This is a genomic window from Stenotrophomonas sp. 169, from assembly GCF_014621775.1.
Lineage (GTDB): Bacteria > Pseudomonadota > Gammaproteobacteria > Xanthomonadales > Xanthomonadaceae > Stenotrophomonas.
This window is the reverse complement of record NZ_CP061204.1, coordinates 2,881,103-2,894,778: the sequence shown is the minus strand read 5'-3', so window position 1 is coordinate 2,894,778 and position 13,676 is coordinate 2,881,103. Positions and strand designations below refer to the sequence as shown.

The following is a 13,676-nucleotide window of genomic DNA, read 5'->3' as shown; positions in this document are numbered from 1 at the left end:
AAGCCGTCGTGTGAAGTGAAGAGGGGGAGTTTAGCCGAATGCGTGCAGATGCCCCGTACGCCGTCGTCTGGTCAGCTCGCCCAGGGCGGGCTGTAGCGCACCTTCAGGGTGCGGATCGCCGGGTCCGCGCGCAGGGCGTCGATCAGCTTGGAATCGATGCGCACCGCGCTGTCGCCGCCCACGTCCAGCATGCCCGCGAGCGAGCCTTCCTCGTCCTTCAACAGCAGGTCCAGGCGCAGGGGCGTACGGCCGGGGCGATGCCGGTCCAGCAGTGCGTTCAGGCGCTGCCACACGGGGCGTTCACGGCGCAGGTCCACCCGCAGTGAAAGCCGGGTGGCGTAGTTGGCACAGACCTCGTCGAAATCCCAGCACTGGCGGATGCGCAGGGCGAAGCCGCCATTGAACTCGTCTTCGCGCAGGCCGCCCTTGACCACCAGGATGCGGTCCTTGGTCATCAGGTGGCCGAACTCGGCCATCGCATCGGAGAACGCACTGCATTCCACCCGGCCGCGACCATCTTCCAGCTGGATGAAGATCTGGCTTTCACCCTTGCGGCGCACGCCAACCACCTGGCCGGCCAGTACCGTCTGTACTTCCGGGCGCCAGCGCTTTTCACCGCCACCACCGCCGCTGTTGGCACTCCAGATTTTTTCCACGGCGCCCAGATCGGTGCCGACCAGGTCACGCACATCGTCGCGATGCGGGTCGAACGGATGTCCGCTGAGATAGAAGCCCAGCGTGTCGCGCTCGCCGGTGAGCCGCTGCAGCAGCGGCCATTCGTCGGTCTCCTGCAGTTCCAGGTGGATTGCCGGCGCACTCGGGTCCGGTCCACCGAACAGCGAGTTCTGACCCGATGCACGCTCGCGCGCCATCTGCTCGGTGGCCTTGATCACCTCCGGTAGCTGCAGCATCAACGACGCGCGGTTGCGGCCCAGTTCGTCCAGCGCACCGCAGTTGATCATCGCCTCCAGCGTGCGCCGGTTGAGCTTGGCCGAGCCGATGCGCGTGCAGAAATCCAGCAGGTTGGTGTACGCGCCCTTCTGCAGGCGCTCATCGACCACGGCCTCGCAGGCGCCCTGGCCCACGCCCTTGATTGCTCCCAGACCGTACTGGATGGTGTCCGGCGTGGCGGCCTCGAACATGTAGGCGGACTGGTTCACCTTCGGCGGCAGCACGGTCAGGCCGAGGTTGCGCACCTCGTCGAGGAAGCCGACGACCTTCTCGGTATTGTCCATGTCCGACGACAGCGTGGCGGCCATGAACTCGGCGGGATAATGGCGTTTCAGCCACGCGGTCTGGTAACTCACCAGCGCGTAGGCGGCAGCGTGCGACTTGTTGAAGCCGTAGCCGGCGAACTTCTCCATCAGGTCGAAGATCGCATCGGCCTTGGCTTCGCCTACACCGTCCTTGGCCGCGCCCTCGCGGAAGATTTCACGGTGCTTGGCCATCTCGGCCGGCACCTTCTTGCCCATCGCGCGACGCAGCAGATCGGCGCCGCCCAGCGAGTAGCCGCCGACGATCTGCGCCATCTGCATCACCTGCTCCTGATACACCATGATGCCGTAGGTGTCGCGCAGGATGCGTTCGGTGCGCGGATCGGGATACTCCACATCCTCGCGCCCATGTTTGCGGTCGACGAAGGAGGGAATGAGGTCCATCGGGCCGGGGCGATACAGCGACACCAGCGCGATCAGGTCTTCGAACCGATCGGGCTTGGCGTCCTTCAGCAGGCGACGCATGCCGGAGGATTCGAACTGGAACACCGCGCCGGTGTTGCCGGAGGCGAAGATGTCCTTGTAGGTCGCCGCATCATCCAGCGGCAGCGCGGCGATATCCACCGGCGGAATGCCGGCGCGCTCGTGGCGCTTGTTGATCGCCTTCACTGCCCAGTCGATGATGGTCAGCGTGCGCAGGCCCAGGAAGTCGAACTTCACCAGGCCGATTTCTTCCACATCGTTCTTGTCGAACTGCGTGACCGGGTTGCGGCCGATGCCGTTTTCATCGTGTTCGGCGAACAGCGGGCAGAACTCGGCCAGTGGTTCGGGGGCGATGACCACGCCACCGGCATGCTTGCCGGCATTGCGGGTCAGGTCTTCCAGCTGGCGTGCGAGATCGATCAGGTCGCGGACATCGTCTTCGCTCTGGTAGCGCTGGATGAGTTCCGGCGAGGCCATCTCGCTGTCCTTGCCTTCCCCCATCGCATCCTTCAGTGAAATGCCGAGGATGTTTGGAATCAGCTTGGCCACACCATCGACCAGTCCGTACGGGAAGCCCAGCACGCGACCGCAGTCACGCACCACGGCCTTGGCCGCCATGGTGCCGTAGGTGATGATCTGGCTGACCCGCTCGCGGCCGTACTTGCGCGCGACGTAGTCGATGACTTCGTCGCGGCGGTCCATGCAGAAGTCGATGTCGAAGTCGGGCATCGACACGCGTTCCGGGTTGAGGAAGCGCTCGAACAGCAGGTTGTAGGGCAGGGGATCCAGATCAGTGATCTGCAGCGCCCATGCCACCAGCGAACCGGCACCCGAACCACGGCCGGGCCCGATCGGGATGCCCTGGTTCTTGCCCCACTGAATGAAGTCCGCCACGATCAGGAAGTAACCGGGGAAGCCCATCTTGATGATGGTATCCAGCTCGAATTCCAGGCGCTCGCTGTAGTCCTGCGCGGTCATGCCGGCAGCGACCGGGTTCTTTTCCAGGCGCAGTGCCAGGCCCTTGCGCGACTCGCTGCGGATCCAGCTGTCCAGCGTCTCGTCGTCGGGCACCGGGTAGTTGGGCAGGAAGTAGGTGCCCAGCCGCATCTCGATGTTGCAGCGCTCTGCCAGCGCACGCGTATTGTCGATGGCATCGGGGATGTCGGCGAACAGCGCGCACATCTCCTCGGCCGACTTCAGGTACTGCTGGTCGCTGTAGTCCCGCGGGCGCTTGGGGTCATCCAGCACGCGACCGGAGGCGATGCACACGCGCGCTTCGTGCGCGTTGAAATCGGTCGGTTGCAGGAAGCGCACATCGTTGCTGGCGATGACCGGCAGGCCACGCTGGCCCGCTGCCATCAGCGCGAACTGGTTGAAGGCTTCTTCGCCGTCGCGGCCGGTGCGGGTCAGTTCCAGGTGCAGTCCATCGCCGAACACGCGCTGCCAGTCAGCCAGTTGCTGCTCGGCCAGCTCATGTTTGCCTGCCGCAGCGAGACGTCCGGCGAGACTTTCACGGCCGGTAAGCGCGAACAGGTTCTGACAGCCGGCCTTCAGCCATTCCGGATGCACCGCGACGCCGCCTTCCGGGCGATGGCCCTCCATCCAGGCACGCGTGAGCAGCCGGGACAGGCTGAGATAGCCTTCGCGGTCACGGCACAGCAGGGTCATCCGCCACGGATCCTGGCCTTCCTCGGCGATCATCACGTCGGCGCCGGCGATCGGCTTGATGCCCACGCCTTCGGCCGCCTTGTAGAACTTCACCAGGGCGAACAGGTTGTTCAGATCGGTGACTGCCAGCGCGGGCAGCCCGAGCTCGACCGAGCGCGACAGCAGGTTGGCCTGTTTGGCTTTCTTCGGGTCAGCCTGTTCCGGCTTCGCCGGCACACGGATGGTGGAATCCGCCAGCGAAAATTCGGTGTGGACGTGGAGATGGACGAAACGGGAGTTGGACATGCCGGACCAGGTTGGAGCGCACCGGCCCCGGGAGCAGGCGTAGGAACGGCCGCCGGGGTCACAGGTGCGCAGGAGTGCCCGCTCAGGGTACCGGCGGTGACCTGTACGGACAAGGTCTTGACGTAGAGGAAGGGGCGCGCTGCGCGGGGGGCTTCGAAGCCAGAGCTACAGCTACAGCTACAGCTAGAGCTACAGCTAGAGCTACAGCTAGAGCTACAGCTACAGCTACAGCTACAGCTACAGCTACAGCTGCAGGGCTGCTTGTTGGCGGGGCGGGGTGGGTTGGCGGGGGACGGCAACAACCGCATCCTGCGGGCCTCGTTTCGCGCCATCCATGGCGCTCAACGCCCCCGCCAACCCACCCCGCCCCACCTTCGACAGGTCCATGGTGGCCATGGGACCTGCGGGCATCGGTAGCGCCGACCCATGGTCGGCGAGCGTAGCGGGCCGTTAGCGGGAACATTCCGCCGACCACGGCTCGGCGCTACCGATGACGGCAATCCGTCTGGTGGAGGGAGCCCCTGAGTCAGGGGCGGCCGCGAAGCGGCGGGGTGTGGGTGTTGGTGAGACGGGGCCCGCGGTTTGCGCAGCAAAGCGTGGGAGCGGCAGCGCGAATGCGATGACGTGTACCCGCGCCATGGATGGCGCGAAACGAGGCACGCATGGACGCAGTTTTTGCCGTCCCCCGCGCAGCCCCACCGCCCGGCCCCAAGCTCGGAACCCGCTGTCAGAGCCACCGCGAGGGGGTCTCACCCGTTCGACTCACCTACAGCGCCAGCGCCATCTCCAAAGGAGCAGCAACCGGCACGGCCAGGCACTCGCGCACGGGCGCGAAGCTGCGCCGGTGTTCCAGGCACGGTCCGTGTTCGCGCAATGCCGCCAGGTGCATGGGCGTGCCATACCCTTTGTGCTGGTCGAAGCCGAAATACGGAAACTGCTCGTGCACGCGCTGCATGTAGCGGTCACGGCTGACCTTGGCGAGGATCGAAGCAGCCATGATCGCGCGGTCGATGGCGTCGCCCCCGATCAACGCTTCGCCCGGCAGCACCAGACCCTTGGGCACCACATTGCCATCGATGCGTGCCAGATCGGCCGCGTGCGCAACCGCAGCCACCACCTCGCGCATGCCCTGCAGTGTCGCCTGATAGATGTTCAGCCGGTCCACGGTGGGGGCATCGACCAGGACCACATGCCACGCCAGCGCACGGTCAATGATGCGGTCGTACAACTGGTCACGGCGGGCCGCAGTCAACTGTTTGGAATCGTCCAGGCCGTTGATGCGGGGCCGCGCAGGATCGAACACCACCGCAGCCACGGACACCGGGCCGGCCAACGGGCCACGACCGGCCTCATCCACGCCGGCGATACGCTGCACGACCACGGTTGCCGCTGCGGTGGCGCTGAACAGCGTCATCGTCGCGGCAGCGGCAGCACGACGGCTCATCGGGGCACCACATCGCGGGCCACCAGCTCGGCCACGGCATCGGCCGCGCGGGCCGAGGCATCACGCCGCAGCAGGGTGTGCAACTGCTGATACGTGGCCTGCAGGTCGATGCTTTTCTGCGGATGGTCGAACCACTGCTGGATCGCAGCGGCCAGCTTCTCCGGCACGCAATCGTGCTGCATCAGTTCCGGCGCCAGATCCTTGTTGGCCAGGATGTTCGGCAGGGCATAGCGATCGACCTTCAGCAGGCCCAGCGCCTTGACCAGCCGGTAGGTCAGCTCGTTGACCCGGTAGCCGACCACCATGGGCCGCTTCACCAGCATCGCCTCCAGCGTGGCCGTGCCCGAAGCGAGCACCACCACGTCGGCGGCGATCATGGCGGTGCGCGCCTGTCCGTCCAGCACATGGGAATGCACCACGGGGAACGCAGAGCGGGAGAGCTGCTGGTCGATCAACTGACGGCACGCGGCGTTCGCGGCCGGCACGACGACGTGCAATCCGGGAATGCGTTCGCATACCTGCCAGGCCGCCTCAAAGAAGGGCTCGCCCAGCCGGCTGATTTCGCCCAGCCGGCTGCCCGGCAGCACCGCCAGCACTTTCGCATTGGACGGCAGGCCCAGGTCGGCGCGTGCCTGTTCGCGATCCACGTGCATCGGGATGTCATCGGCCATCGGGTGGCCGACAAACCGCGCATCGATGCCGTGCCGCGCATAGATGGGCGGCTCCATCGGGAACAGGCACAGCACCAGGTCCGCGCTCTCGCCGATCTTCTCCGCGCGTTTCTCGCGCCATGCCCACACCGAAGGACTGACGTAGTGCACGGTGCGGATGCCGCGCAGCTTCAGCCAGCGCTCCACGCCCAGGTTGAAGTCGGGCGCGTCGATGCCGATGAACACATCAGGCTGCCACTCCAGCACGCGCTGGCGGAACTGCGAACGCAGCTTCAGCAACCGCGGCAGATGGCGCAGCACTTCGGTCAGCCCCATCACGGCCAACTCGCTGGCGTCGAACCAGGTCTGGCAGCCCGCATGGCGCATCCCATCACCGCCAATGCCCGCAAACTCTGCATTGGGGAAGCGTGCCTTCAACTCCCGTACCAACCCTGCGCCCAGCTGGTCACCTGATGCTTCGCCCGCCACCAGCGCCACGCGCAGGGGACGCGTATCGACACGCGCGGGGGCGCTGGCAGCCGGTGCTTCACGCAACAGGATGACCTCGGCCGTGGGCGGCAGCGTGGTCTGGTTCATCGCAGCAGCGGCCGCTCGGCCTGTTCGATGAACTCCAGCAGCGCCTTGACGTCTTCGCTGCTGCGCGCCTGCTCGGCCAGTTGCACCTTGGCCTCGGCCAGCGGCAGGCCGGCAACGTACAGGGTGCGGTACGCGCGCTTGATGCTGGCGATGCGCTCGGCGTCGAAGCCGCGGCGCTTCAGGCCTTCGCTGTTGATGCCGCGCGGACGGCCCAGCGAATCACTGCCGACCATGGTGAACGGCGGGACATCGCCATTGGTCAGCGCGCCCATGCCCAGGAAGGCATGCGCGCCGATACGGCAGAACTGGTGGGCACCGGCGAAGCCGCTGATGATCACATGGTCGCCCACGGTCACGTGGCCGGCCAGCGTGGTGTTGTTGGAGAACACACAGTGGCTGCCGACGTGGCAATCGTGCGCGACGTGGGTGTACGCCAGCATCCAGTTGTCATCGCCGACGGTGGTGATGCCACCGCCACCGCCGGTCCCCCGGTTGATGGTGACGAACTCGCGGATGACATTGCGGTCCCCCATCACCAGCTCGGTCTTCTCGGCGTTGTATTTCTTGTCCTGCGGCTCGCCACCGATGGCGGCGTGGCCGATGAACCGGTTGTCGCGGCCGATACGGGTCGGGCCGTGGATGCTGCAATGCGGGCCGATCTCGGTGTTTTCGCCGATTTCAACATCGGCCCCGATCAGGGTGAATGCGCCCACGCGGACGCCGTCGGCGAGCTTCGCCGACGGATCGATCACTGCCGTGGGGTGGATCAACGGAGCGTGTCCGCTCATCGGTGGTCCTCCTCGTAGGTTATTCGCGGGTGCCGGCACACATGACTTCGGCGCAGGCGACGATCCTGCCGTCGACGAAGGCCTTGCAGTCGTACACCGCCATGTTGCGGATCACGCGCTTGATCTCCACGTGCATCTCCAGCACATCGCCGGGGACCACCTTGTCGCTGAAGCGGACATTGTCCACCTTCACCATGTAGAACAGCTTGGACTGCGCATCCCGGCCCAGCGTGAGCTGGGTGAGCACGCCGCCCGCCTGCGCCATGGCTTCGATGATCAGCACGCCGGGCATGATCGGCTGTTCGGGGAAATGGCCCTGGAAGAACGGCTCGTTGATGCTGACGTTCTTGCGGGCGACGATCTTGCGCTTCTCGAAGTCGAGCGACACCACCTTGTCCACCAGCAGGAAAGGGTAGCGGTGCGGGATCAAGGCCCGGATCTGGGCGATGTCGGGCAGGTCGATGTCCGACGGGGTCTGTTCCTGGCTCATTCCTTCTCCTTGCTCACAGACAGGATGCGACGGGCCAGCGCATCGAGCTGTTTGAAGCGCGCGGCGTTCTTGCGCCACGTGCGGTTGTCGGTCAACGGCGTGCCGGAGGAATACTCGCCCGGCTCGGTAATGGAGTTGCGGACCACCGATTTACCGGTGACCACGACTTTGTCGCAGATTTCAAGATGACCGACCACGCCGACGGCCCCGCCGAGCAGGCAGTAACGGCCGATCTTCGCGCTGCCGGCGATACCCGTGCAGCCGGCAATCGCCGAATGCGCGCCGATCTGCACGTTGTGGGCGACCTGCACCAGGTTGTCCAGGCGCACGTCTTCGGCCAGCACGGTGTCTTCCAGGGCGCCACGGTCCACGCAGGTATTGGCGCCGATCTCGCAGTCGTCGCCGATGCGCACGCCACCCAGCTGCGGAACCTTGATCCATTTGCCTGCGTCCATGGCCAGGCCGAATCCATCGGCGCCGAGCACGGCGCCGGGATGGATGCGCACACGCTTGCCCAGCTTTACCCGGGTGACCAGGGTGACCCGCGCGATGAGTTCGCAGCCGCTGTCCAGGCTGCAGTCTTCGCCGATCACGCTGCCCGCGCCGATGATGCAGTTCTCGCCGATCACGCTGCGCTCGCCGATGATGACGAAGGGTCCGACATGGGCACTGGCGGCCACCTGTGCGCTGGGGTCGATGACCGCGCTGGGATGGATGCCCGGCGGGCGGCTGGGGGCCACATCGAACAGGGCCGCGATGCGGGCGAACGTGTTGTACGGGTCCTTGGCGACCAGCGCCGTGCCGGGCGCGGACTCGGCATCCTCGGCACGAAGCACCACGATGCCGGCCTGGCTGTCGGCCAGCTGCGCACGGTAGCGGGGATTGGCCAGGAAGGTGAGCTGGGCCGGTCCGGCATGGGCCAGCGTCGCCACGCCACCGATCACGGTGGAGGCATCGCCATGGACCTGCAGGCCGAACTGCTCGGCGAGTTGCTGGGCGGAGTAGGTAGGAGTATTCACGCGGGGAGTTTACCGTGTGGCGTGACAACGGTCATGTTACCGCTCCCGCCAGGGCGGTCAGGACGAGGCCCCGGTGCCGTTCCACCGGTCACTCGCCACATTCGGCACGCCCACGTAGCCGTGTCCGCCACGCCCACCGACCCGTGTTCGCCACTCCCACACACCCGTGTCCGAAACGCCCACCGACGCCGTAGCGCCGAGCCATGCTCGGCGAGCGCGAAGCGCGGGCCAGTCCAGAAAGGGCTGATGTGTCGCCGCAGGACGTGGCCGTGTCGGACGACAGGCGCAAGAGCTGGTGGCAATGCGATGACCGGAATATGTAAGTAGGCCCAGTTCCATCCTTCTAGGCTCCGCCGGTGGGCATGACGCCTGCAGTGGAGCATTTCTGCTCCGCTTCATATAGCTAGGAGTGAAGTATGAAAGTCATTGGAAGAATGGCACTCGTCGGCTCGCTGTTCGCGACAGTTGGTAGCGCAGCTGCGCATGACGCTGACCTTGTCGGAATTGATCCGCCATCAGCTGCCGCCTCCATGGCGCTGCCCACGGGGGTCACCCTGAGGGAGATCATCCGAATGTATCGATCTAAAACTCAGACGCACTCAACCAATTTCTACTGGCCTGAGAATGGTCACAAGCAGGGATGGCGGTTGGAAGGAACGCTGGGTTTTCTATCGTCGACCCCTTTCCAAGACAGCACCCCACTTTACTCCTGCAATGGACCAGGGAACTGGAACTTCTTCACCTCACCGGATCCGGACTGCGAGGCGGGATACCACGTTGGAGACTACTTCATCGGCCATATTTCCAAAGTTGCGCTTCCTGGAACATTGCCCCTTTATCGATGTGTTTTCATCTGGAAGGGAACTGACTGGCGGCACTTTGATACGCTGGATCCGACCTGCGAAGGAAGTGTTTCGGCGGTAAATGACGGCGTTCTAGGCCACGTGTTCCTTTAGACCATCGCGTCCAGAAGAGCGGACGTTGCTTCGACCATTGGACACATTTCTATTACGCCACTGGACCGGTCGCTGCCTTCGCCGCCGGTGTGCAGTTCGAGCGGTTCTTAAGTGGGGTTGAAGGAGTTGGCGCCGCAGCTCCTCCACCTCTGCATACCTCGCGTCACATACGACGGTTGGTCAAACGGCAAAAAAAACGCCGGGCAATGCCCGGCGTTTCTGTGTTTCGTGCGGACTGCTTAGAACTGACCGCCGAACGTGAACTGCAGGCGTTCGACTTCGTCGTTGTCTTCCTTCTTGAGGGGGAAGGCATAGCTGATCGAGATGGGGCCGACCGGGGCGCGCCACAGCAGGGCAACACCGGTAGACACACGCAGTTCGTTCGCCTTGAAGTCGTCCGTGCCGCTATAGACGTTGCCGAAGTCCAAGAACGCGGAGACACGGGCGGATGGGCTGTCGAATAGACGCGGGAAATACGCTTCAACCGAACCCACAGTCTTGAGTGCGCCGCCCAGAGGCTGGCCACGGTTGTAGAACCGATTGGGCGTGGAACGCGGTCCAAGCGTATTGTCTTCGAACCCGCGAACCGAGTTCGTGCCGCCCGCGTAGAAGTTCTCGTAGAACGGCAGGCCGGACGCGGTAATCACGCGCTGGGTGCCATCCGCCTCGGTCACAACGCGCGACACATCGTCTCCGTAACTATCGCCGTAGCCAACCTCGAAACGGGTGTTGATGACGAGGGACGGGATGATCGGCCAGTACTTGCTGATCTGATAGTTCAGCTTGTAGTACTCAACGGTTGAACCCGGCAGTGTGGCTTCAAGACCGACGCGCTGGTACGTACCACGGGTCGGCATGAAGTAGTCGTTTCGGGAGTCTCGCGCCCAGCCCAGCTCCGAACGCCATGCGTGGAAGGTCTTACGACCTACAGCATTGATGTAGTCGATGATCGACGCTGGCGTGGAGCCTTCGTAAACCGTGATCTGGTTGCTATCGATACCGAACATCAACGAGACCGTATCGGTCTCGGTGATCGGCACGCCGAACACCATCTGCGCTGCACCGTTGGTGCTGTTGTACTGCGCAGTGTTGAAGTCGGAGTAATCGAGCTCGCGCCACGACAGGTTGTAGCCCAGCGACACGCCGTCATCGGTGAAGTACGGGTTGGTGTAGCTGAAGCCATAACGCTGCAGGTAGCTGCTGCGCGAGGCTTCCACCGACACCCGGTTGCCGCCGCCCAGGAAGTTGTTCTGCGACAGCTGCACCGAGGTGGTCATGCCGTACGACTGCGAGTAACCCAGGCCGAACACGAAGCTGCCCGACGTGGTTTCCTTGACGTTGTAAATCACGTCGACCTGGTCGTTGCTGCCGGTGACCGGGGTGGACTGCACATCCACCGCTTCGAAGTAGCCCAGGCGCTGCAGGCGGATCTTGGAACGGTCGATGGCGGCCTGCGAGTACCAGCTGTTCTCGAACTGGCGCATTTCGCGACGCAGCACTTCATCGGAGGTGCGCGTGTTGCCGCGGAACTGGATCTGCCGCACGGACACGCGCGGACCGGGCACCACCTGCATGTTGATCGCCACCGTGCGGTCGGCACGGTTGGTGGTCGGGATCGGGTTCACCTTGGCAAAGGCATAGCCGATGTTCGACAGCGAATTGGTGATGCTGTTCGAGCTGAATTCCAGCAGGGCGCGCGAGAACGTGTCACCTGACTTCTGGATGACCATGCGCTCGACGTCTTCCTGCGGCAGCACGGTATCGCCGCTGACCTTGATCTCGGAGATCTTGTACTGCTCGCCTTCGGTGACGCCGGCGCTGATGAACATGTCGCGCTTGTCGGGGCTGATCGACACCTGGGTGGAGTCGATGCTGAAGTCCACGTAGCCGCGGTCCAGGTACCAGGAGTTCAGTTTCTCCAGGTCGCCGGACATCTTTTCCTTGGAGTACTGGTCATCACGGCGGTACCACGACGCCCAGTTGTGCTCCTTCGATTCCCACGTGTCCAGGATGTCTTCGGCCGGATACTTCTCGGTACCGATCAGGTTGACGTGGCGGATCTTGGCCGCCTTGCCTTCCTTGATGGTGATCGCGATATCGACCCGGTTGCGGTCCAGCGGGCTCACCGTCGGGGTGATTTCCACGTTGTATTTGCCGCGGTCGTTGTACTGGCGACGCAGTTCCTGGGTCACGCGGTCCAGGCTCAGGCGGTCGAACGTGCCGCCTTCGGTCAGGCCGATGTCGCTCAGGCCCTTCAGCAGCTGGTCGGACTTGATGTCCTTGTTGCCGGTGACGGTGAGCTTGTTGATCGCCGGACGCTCCTTGACCGTGACCACCAGGATGTCGCCCTGGCGGTCCAGCTGGACGTCTTCGAAGAAGCCGGTCTTGTACAGGGCACGGATGGTTTCGCTGACCTTGGCGTCGGTGAGCGCCTGGCCACGTTCCACCGGCAGGTAGGTGAACACGGTGCCGGAGCTGATGCGCTGCAGGCCGTCCACGCGGATGTCGCTGACCGTGAAGGGGGCGGCAGCCTGCGCCAGTGCGGGGGCGCCGATTCCAACAGCGAGGGCGAGGGCCAGCAGGCGGCGGTTCGGGAGTCGCGTCATGTCACGTCCGGTAGAGGTCGATTGCGTAGTGCGGAATGCCGACGTTGTAGACGGCGACAGCAGGAAAAAGTTCATTACAGAGCCCATGTTCATCGCGTGACAAGGCCGAGGATGTCGTTGTAGAACGCCAATCCCATCAGCCCGGCCAGCAGCGCGAGACCGACAAACTGGCCGGCCGCCATGGCACGCTCGCTCAGCGGGCTGCCCTTGACCAACTCGATAAGGTAATACAGCAGGTGCCCTCCGTCCAAGACGGGAATGGGCAGCAGGTTGATGATGCACAGGCTGAGCGACAGCAGGGCGAGGAACTGAAGGAACCAATCCACCCCCCGTTGCGCGGAAACATTGGCCACCCGGGCAATGGTGACGGGGCCGGAAACGTTCTGCAGCGAGGCATTGCCGGTGACGATGCGGCGCATCATCCCGAGGGAGTCGGAGGCCATGCGCCCGGTTTCGCTGATCGCCACGGGCACCGCGGCCAGCGGGCCGTACTTCAGCACGGTGTCGTACACCGGGGCGTGGGCCTCGCTGAAACCGATGCCGAGCTGCCATACGGGCTGTCTGTTGCCGTCCAGGCCTTGTCGTGGCTCGACTTCCAGGGCCAGGCGCTCGCCACCGCGCAGCACGTCGATCATGCCCGGGCCGCCGCGCTTACCCAGCGCCTGTACGGCCGGATAGACCTGGTCGGCGGCGTCTATCCGCTCGCCGTCCACGGCCACGATCAGGTCACCCGGCTGCAGCACGCCGCGCACGGCGGAATCGTCCACCAGGCGGTCCACCAACGCGGGTTGCAGCCAGAACTGCCAGTTGATGCCGGCCAGCGGGGCGACGCGGCGTTCATCGAAGCCTGCCGGCAGCTGGGACAGCGGCAGAGTGCGCTGATGACGACGTTCCTGCGCATCCACCACCTGGAGGGTCACGTCATGACGGTCCATGGCGGCGGCGGTCAGCGCCATGCTGGCCTCGCCGACGGTGGCGACCGAGCGTCCATCGACCGACAGGATACGCTCGCCACCCTGCAGCCCGGCCACCTGGGCCATGCCGGTGGCGCGGCCGACCGTGGCCGAATAGTCCTGCTTGCCGATCACGAACATCGCCCACAGCAGCAGCATGCACAGCAGCAGGTTGGCCAGCGGACCGGCGGCGACCACCGCGATGCGCTGCCAGACGGTCTTATGGTTGAAGGCCTGGCCGCGCTCGTGCGGATGGACCTCCACCTCACGCTCATCAAGCATCTTCACGTAGCCGCCGAGCGGAATGGCGGCAATGGCGAACTCGGTGCCATTGCGGTCGCGGCGCGACCACAGCGGCTTGCCGAAGCCGACGGAAAAGCGCAGCACCTTGACCCCGCAGCGGCGCGCAACCCAGTAGTGCCCGAACTCATGAATGGTCACGAGCAGGCCCAGGCTGACGATCATCCACCACACCGATCCGAGGAACTCAGTCATGGGGGAGCGCAGTGGTGGCGGCAGGGCA

The 13,676-nt window shown here is 64.7% G+C and carries 8 protein-coding genes and 1 pseudogene; 1 reads left to right on the top strand and 8 read right to left on the bottom strand.

Annotated features, from left to right (window positions below; genetic code table 11):
• Positions 1-71 precede the first annotated feature (71 nt).
• The 6 genes and pseudogenes from dnaE to lpxD form a co-directional block, all read right to left on the bottom strand.
• Entirely contained in the window at positions 72-3,650 is a 3,579-nt protein-coding gene (gene dnaE, locus ICJ04_RS12655; protein WP_188324585.1) for a DNA polymerase III subunit alpha, read from the bottom strand.
• Positions 3,651-4,416: 766 nt separating this feature from the next.
• The gene (locus tag ICJ04_RS12650; protein WP_188324584.1) at positions 4,417-5,094 is read right to left on the bottom strand and encodes a ribonuclease HII; all 678 of its coding nucleotides are present in this window, start codon (positions 5,092-5,094) and stop codon (positions 4,417-4,419) included.
• A pseudogene (gene lpxB, locus ICJ04_RS12645) lies at positions 5,091-6,254 on the bottom strand (lipid-A-disaccharide synthase); the annotation flags it as partial. The pseudogene lpxB and the gene ICJ04_RS12650, both read right to left, overlap by 4 nt.
• 83 nt (positions 6,255-6,337) lie before the next feature.
• Positions 6,338-7,129, bottom strand: a complete 792-nt coding sequence (lpxA, locus tag ICJ04_RS12640; protein ID WP_188324582.1) for an acyl-ACP--UDP-N-acetylglucosamine O-acyltransferase — start codon at positions 7,127-7,129, stop codon at positions 6,338-6,340.
• A 19-nt stretch (positions 7,130-7,148) separates the two neighbouring features.
• Positions 7,149-7,619: a 3-hydroxyacyl-ACP dehydratase FabZ gene (gene fabZ, locus ICJ04_RS12635; RefSeq protein WP_188324581.1), complete on the bottom strand. Its 471-nt coding sequence runs from the start codon at positions 7,617-7,619 to the stop codon at positions 7,149-7,151.
• Positions 7,616-8,638, bottom strand: coding sequence for a UDP-3-O-(3-hydroxymyristoyl)glucosamine N-acyltransferase (gene lpxD, locus ICJ04_RS12630; RefSeq protein ID WP_188324580.1), 1,023 nt, complete (start codon positions 8,636-8,638; stop codon positions 7,616-7,618). The genes fabZ and lpxD overlap by 4 nt, the downstream gene beginning before the upstream one ends.
• A gap of 416 nt (positions 8,639-9,054) precedes the next feature.
• Here lpxD and ICJ04_RS12625 point away from each other — a divergent pair, with 416 nt between their 5' ends.
• A complete protein-coding gene (locus ICJ04_RS12625) occupies positions 9,055-9,594 on the top strand; it encodes a hypothetical protein (protein WP_188324579.1) in 540 nt (179 codons plus the stop codon).
• Positions 9,595-9,833: 239 nt separating this feature from the next.
• Here the strand turns inward: ICJ04_RS12625 and bamA are convergent, their stop codons facing one another.
• On the bottom strand, positions 9,834-12,200 hold the full coding sequence (gene bamA / locus ICJ04_RS12620; RefSeq protein ID WP_188324578.1) for an outer membrane protein assembly factor BamA: 2,367 nt from the start codon (positions 12,198-12,200) through the stop codon (positions 9,834-9,836).
• An 89-nt stretch (positions 12,201-12,289) separates the two neighbouring features.
• Entirely contained in the window at positions 12,290-13,648 is a 1,359-nt protein-coding gene (rseP, locus tag ICJ04_RS12615) for an RIP metalloprotease RseP (protein ID WP_188324577.1), read from the bottom strand.
• Positions 13,649-13,676: the final 28 nt, after the last annotated feature.

What these genes read in the sequence shown, in the direction of transcription:
- dnaE (WP_188324585.1), bottom strand. Translation starts at nt 3,650, where the DNA reads ATGTCCAACTCCCGTTTCGTCCATCTCCACGTCCACACCGAATTTTCG.
- ICJ04_RS12625 (WP_188324579.1), top strand. Translation starts at nt 9,055, where the DNA reads ATGAAAGTCATTGGAAGAATGGCACTCGTCGGCTCGCTGTTCGCGACA.
- ICJ04_RS12650 (WP_188324584.1), bottom strand. Translation starts at nt 5,094, where the DNA reads ATGAGCCGTCGTGCTGCCGCTGCCGCGACGATGACGCTGTTCAGCGCC.
- lpxA (WP_188324582.1), bottom strand. Translation starts at nt 7,129, where the DNA reads ATGAGCGGACACGCTCCGTTGATCCACCCCACGGCAGTGATCGATCCG.
- rseP (WP_188324577.1), bottom strand. Translation starts at nt 13,648, where the DNA reads ATGACTGAGTTCCTCGGATCGGTGTGGTGGATGATCGTCAGCCTGGGC.
- fabZ (WP_188324581.1), bottom strand. Translation starts at nt 7,619, where the DNA reads ATGAGCCAGGAACAGACCCCGTCGGACATCGACCTGCCCGACATCGCC.
- bamA (WP_188324578.1), bottom strand. Translation starts at nt 12,200, where the DNA reads ATGACGCGACTCCCGAACCGCCGCCTGCTGGCCCTCGCCCTCGCTGTT.